The sequence below is a fragment of the Nocardiopsis listeri genome, from assembly GCF_020741345.1.
Classification (GTDB): domain Bacteria; phylum Actinomycetota; class Actinomycetes; order Streptosporangiales; family Streptosporangiaceae; genus Nocardiopsis; species Nocardiopsis listeri_A.
This window is the reverse complement of record NZ_DYZD01000200.1, coordinates 1-4,916: the sequence shown is the minus strand read 5'-3', so window position 1 is coordinate 4,916 and position 4,916 is coordinate 1. Positions and strand designations below refer to the sequence as shown.

The window sequence follows — 4,916 nt, the reverse complement described above, 5'->3', positions numbered from 1 at the left end:
GCCTGGGTGGTGCACGTGCCGGTCCTGCTGATGGGGGAGGGACCGGGCGGTACCGCTTACCGGATCACGTCCGGCCTCTTCATGCTGACGCGGTTTCGACTCCCCGACGGTTCGCGCGGGCTACGAGCGGGCCGAGGTGACCACGGGTGAGGGCACCCCCTGAAGACCCGGTCCGCAACCCCGCACACGCCGCCGGCCCGACCCCGAGGGAGATCGGGCCGGGCCGGTGGGTGCCGTGTCGGGCTGTTCGGTGGGAGGTACCCCCGGTCAACCCGCCAGGCGCTGGGCGGGCAGCGGCACCGGGCGGCGCTCACGACCCGTGTAGCTGCTCAGTGGACGGATGAGCGCGTTCGCCGCCTGCTGCTCCAGGACGTGCGCCGTCCACCCGGTGATCCGGGCCATCACGAACAGTGGTGTGAAGGTCGCAACCTCGAAACCCATCAGGTGGTAGGCCGGGCCCGCCGGGTAGTCCAGGTTCGGGTGGATGCCCTTGCGCTCCACCATCGCCTTCTCCAGGGCCTCGTACAGCTCCATGAGCTCGTCGGAGCCCTTGAGCGCGGCCATCTTGTCCAGCGCCTCGCGCATGGTGGGCACTCGGGAGTCACCGTGCTTGTACACGCGGTGCCCGAAGCCCATGATCTTGCGCTTCTCGGCCAGGGCGGTGTCGAGCCAGTCGGCGGCGCGGTCCGCGGAGCCGATCTCGTCGAGCATGTGCATGACGGCCTCGTTGGCGCCCCCGTGCAGGGACCCCTTCAACGCGCCGATCGCCGCCGTCACCGAGCTGTAGATGTCCGACAGCGTCGAGGTCACCACCCGGGCGGTGAACGTGGAGGCGTTGAAGCTGTGCTCGGCGTAGAGGATCATCGAGACCTCGAAGCAGCGCACCACCTCGGTCTCGGGCACCTTCCCGAAACACATGTGGAAGAAGTTCTCCGCGTAGTCCAGGGCCGGATCCGGCTGGATCGGCTCCAGGCCCTGGCGGCGTCGGTGGTCGGCGGCGACCACCGTGGGCAGCTTGGCCAGCATCGCCTCGGCCTTGACCCGGTTGGCCGCGACCGAGCCGTCGTCCTCCGTGGGGTCGTCCGCGCCCAGGTAACTGATGGCGGTGCGCAGCACGTCCATGGGGTGCGCGGTCTCGGGCAGCTTCCGGAGCAGTTCCAGCGTGTGCCGGTCCAGGGCGCGGTTGACGCGCTCACGCGCGGTGAACTCGCGCAACTGCCCGGCCGTGGGCAGTTCCCCGTACCAGAGCAGGTACGCGACCTCCTCGAACGTGCACGAGGCGGCCAGGTCCTGCACCGGGTAGCCCCGGTAGGTCAGGGAGTTGGAGGCCTCGTCGACCATGGAGATCTCGGTGGTGTCGACCACCACCCCGGCCAGGCCCTTGCGGATCGCCGTGTCGGTCATGCTCACCACATCCGTTCAGATCGTGAAGTTGAAGACGTCGCCGTCGAAGGCGTTGTAGGCGGGGTAGTCGAGCAGTTCGTAGAGGCGCTTGCGGGTCTGCATCCGGTCGACGAGGCCCGCCTGGGTGCCCTCCTCGCGGATGGTCCGTAGCCCGTCCTCGACGGCGCCCATGGCCAGACGCAACGTGGTGACCGGGTAGATCACCAGGTTCAACCCGAGCGATTCGAGTTGTTCGACGGTGAGCAGCTCGCTCTTGCCGAACTCGGTCATGTTGGCCAGCAGCGGCACGTCCACGGCCTTGCGGAACGCCTCGAAGTCGGCGGGCCCGCGCATCGCCTCGGGGAAGACCATGTCGGCGCCCGCGTCCACGTACGCCTTGGCACGCTCGATGGCGGCGTCCAGTCCCTCCACCGCCGCGGCGTCGGTGCGGGCGCAGATCACGAAGTCCCCGTCACGACGGGCGCTGACCGCGGCGCGGATCCGGCGGACCATGGTGGCGGTGTCGGTGACGGTCTTGCCGTCCAGGTGGCCGCAGCGCTTGGGATCGACCTGGTCCTCCAGGTGGCAGCCGGCGATCCCCGCGTCCTCCAGGGACTGCACGGTGCGGGCCGCGTTCATCGGCTCACCGAAACCGGTGTCGGCGTCGATGATCGTGGGCAGGTCGGTGACCCTGGCGATCTGGTGCCCGCGACCGACGACCTCGGGCAGGGTGGTCAGACCGATGTCGGGCAGGGCGAGGTCCGCGGCGATCACCGCGCCCGACACGTACGCGGCTTCGAAGCCGAGCTCCTGGATGAGGACCGCGGTGAGCGGGTTCATGGCCCCGGGGGCCCGCAGCAACCGGCCCGAGGCCAGGTCCTCGCGCAGGCGACGGCGTTTGGCGTTCGGTGAGGTGGTGGCGTTCAGCATCAGAAGATCCCCTTCGAGGTCGGCAGGTCGCGTGGGGCGGTGGCCGTGTCCTCGGTGAAGGTCAGCTGACGGACCTCCTCGGCGGTGAGCTCGGGCAGCCGCTCCACCAGCCCCAGGAAACGATTCTGTTCCTCCGGGGAGACCACGCCGTCCGCCAGCGCGCGGAACTTGGCGACGTAGTCCGGGCGGGTGAAGGGGCGGGCGCCCAGCGGGTGGGCGTCGGCCATGGCGATCTCGTCCTCGATGACGCTTCCGTCCGCCATCTCCACGACCACCCGGCCACCGAAGGCCTTCTTGTTCGGGTCGGTGGCGTGGTAACGCTCGGTCCACTCAGGGTCCTCGACCGTGGAGATCTTGTGCCACAGCTCGACGGTGTCGGGGCGTTGGGCCCGCTCGGGGGCGTAGGAGCGCTCGTGGTGCCATTCCCCGTCCTGCAGGGCCACGGCGAAGATGTAGGGGATGGAGTGGTCCAGGGTCTCCCGACTCGCCTGCGGATCCATCTTCTGCGGGTCGCCCGAGCCGGTGCCGATCACGTAGTGCGTGTGGTGGCTGGTGTGGATGGTGATCGCGCGGACCTTCGAGGTGTCGCCGACCTTCGGGCCGAGACGGCGGGCCAGGTCGATGAGGGCCTGGCTCTGGTACTCGGCGGAGTGCTCCTTGGTGTAGGTCTCCAGGATGCCGCGCTTGGCCTCGCCCGGAGCGGGGAGTTCCACGACGTACTCCACGTCGGGACCGCTGAGCAGGTAGGCGATGAAGCCGTCCTCGCCCTCGTAGGCCGGCGAAGGCGCGCCTTCGCCGCGCATCGCCCGGTCCACGGACTCCACGGCCATCTTCCCGGCGAACGCGGGGGCGTAGGCCTTCCAGCTGGAGATCTCGCCCTTGCGGGACTGACGCGTGGTGGTGGTGACGTGCAGGGCCTGCTGGACCGCCTGATAGACGACCTCGGTGCCCGGCTCCAGCAGTGTGCCGATGCCCGCGGCGGCCGACGGGCCCAGGTGCGCGATGTGGTCGATCTTGTGCTCGTGCAGGCAGATGCCCTTGACCAGCGCGACCTGGATCTCGTAGCCGGTGGCGATGCCCCGGACCAGGGAACGGCCGTCCTTGCCCATGTGCTGGGCCACGGCCAGGATCGGCGGGATGTTGTCGCCGGGGTGCGAGTAGTCGGCGGCCAGGAACGTGTCGTGGAAGTCCAGTTCACGGACGGCGACCCCGTTGGCCCAGGCCGCCCACTCCGGGGAGACCCGGGTGGAGGTCGGGGTGCCCATGATCGTGGCGCCCGGGTCAAGCGGATGGCGGGTCGCCTGCGCCCGCGCGCTGCGGACGGGTCGGCGGCGCAGGGAGGCGGCGGCCACGGCGGCGTTGTCGATGATCCGGTTGCCGACCATCTCCACCACGGCGGGTTCGACCTTGACCGGGTCGGTCGCCACGGACGCGATCCGGTGGGCCAGCTGATCCTCCTTGGCGGGCCCCTCCGAGCTCCGGTGGACCCGGACGCGGTGCTGCACCATGTTCATCCCCTCGACGCGGTTGTTGTGCAGCCGAGATTGGCACGGGCGTAATGCGGGTGGAAGGCCCTAAACCTGCTGGGTTCCGCTAAGCCGAAGGGGTGATTCCGCTAATCCTGTTAAGGAATTTCGAGTAATGAAGTTGCCCTTGGGCGGCCCGGACCTATAGAAAGCTTGAATGCTCAGAGGTAACAAGGTCGGGCTCAGGGCTCGGCACGAGGAAGACATCCCGCTCCTTCAGGCCGATCTCTACGACGACCCGGTCATCCACTCGCGGGCCCAGGGCAGCCCCTGGCGGCCGACGACGCCCGGCTCGAAGAGCTCCCCGGTCGCGGTGGACGACAGCGCGCAGGGGTATGTCGCGTTCTCCGTCGTGGACCTGGAGAGTGACGAACTGGTCGGGACGGCGACCTTCTGGGGGATCGACGACCACAGTCGGTCCGCGCACATCGGCCTGGGGGTGCTGTCCTCCGCCCGTGGCAAGGGTTACGGAACCGACATCGTCGCGGTGCTGTGCCACTACGGTTTCGTCCTGCGCGGCCTCCACAGGCTCCAGGTCGAGACGTTGGCCGACAACACGGCGATGCTGCTCGCCGCCGAGCGCAACGGTTTCGTGCACGAAGGTGTCATGCGCTCGTCGGCCTGGGTGCTGGGCGAGTTCCTGGACGAGGTCGTGCTCGGGCTTCTCGCCGACGAGTGGAAGTCATCCCTGAAAGGGTGAGGTCCCGCCGAACCCGATCGGCCCCCTGAAGACACGACAAGGCATGTGAACCACCGGTTCACGTGCCTTGTCGCTTTTTCGAGTGGCGCGATTCTCCGTGGAGATCCAGAACCACGGAGCGGAGCCGATGCGTGGTTCGGCGCCAGCTCGGATGCGTTTCGTGTCGGTTGCGCCTGTCCGCACGCGGCCACGTGTGACCCCCGGGCCGAAACGGTCATCCCTCCCATGCCGCGGGGGCCGGCAGCGTCATCGCACGTGATAAATCCGGCGACATCGGCGATCATCCTCGCAATACTGTCGCCCATGGATGAGATCCAGGTCGTCGTCGCCCATTCCGAGCGCGCGACTCTGCGCGTCGGCGACGTGTTCTTGAAGGT

General features: G+C 68.7%; 4 protein-coding genes. 1 reads left to right on the top strand and 3 read right to left on the bottom strand.

The annotated features are described in order from the left end of the window. Nucleotides 1-267: 267 nt before the first annotated feature. From K8V84_RS11010 to K8V84_RS11000, 3 genes are read right to left on the bottom strand one after another with little or no spacing between them, the layout of a single operon-like run. The gene (locus K8V84_RS11010) at nt 268-1,404 is read right to left on the bottom strand and encodes a bifunctional 2-methylcitrate synthase/citrate synthase (protein WP_304073866.1); all 1,137 of its coding nucleotides are present in this window, start codon (nt 1,402-1,404) and stop codon (nt 268-270) included. A gap of 15 nt (nt 1,405-1,419) precedes the next feature. Continuing rightward, nucleotides 1,420-2,313 (bottom strand): methylisocitrate lyase, encoded by an 894-nt coding sequence (prpB, locus tag K8V84_RS11005; RefSeq protein ID WP_304073865.1) that lies wholly within the window; start codon nt 2,311-2,313, stop codon nt 1,420-1,422. Next, the gene (locus K8V84_RS11000) at nt 2,313-3,821 is read right to left on the bottom strand and encodes an MmgE/PrpD family protein (RefSeq protein WP_304073863.1); all 1,509 of its coding nucleotides are present in this window, start codon (nt 3,819-3,821) and stop codon (nt 2,313-2,315) included. The genes prpB and K8V84_RS11000 overlap by 1 nt, the downstream gene beginning before the upstream one ends. A 175-nt stretch (nt 3,822-3,996) precedes the next feature. On the opposite strand from K8V84_RS11000, the gene K8V84_RS10995 reads away from it, so the two are divergent. After that, nucleotides 3,997-4,539 carry a GNAT family protein gene (locus K8V84_RS10995; RefSeq protein ID WP_304073861.1) on the top strand — a complete coding sequence of 181 codons (543 nt, stop codon included), beginning with the start codon at nt 3,997-3,999 and terminating at the stop codon, nt 4,537-4,539. Nucleotides 4,540-4,916: the final 377 nt, after the last annotated feature.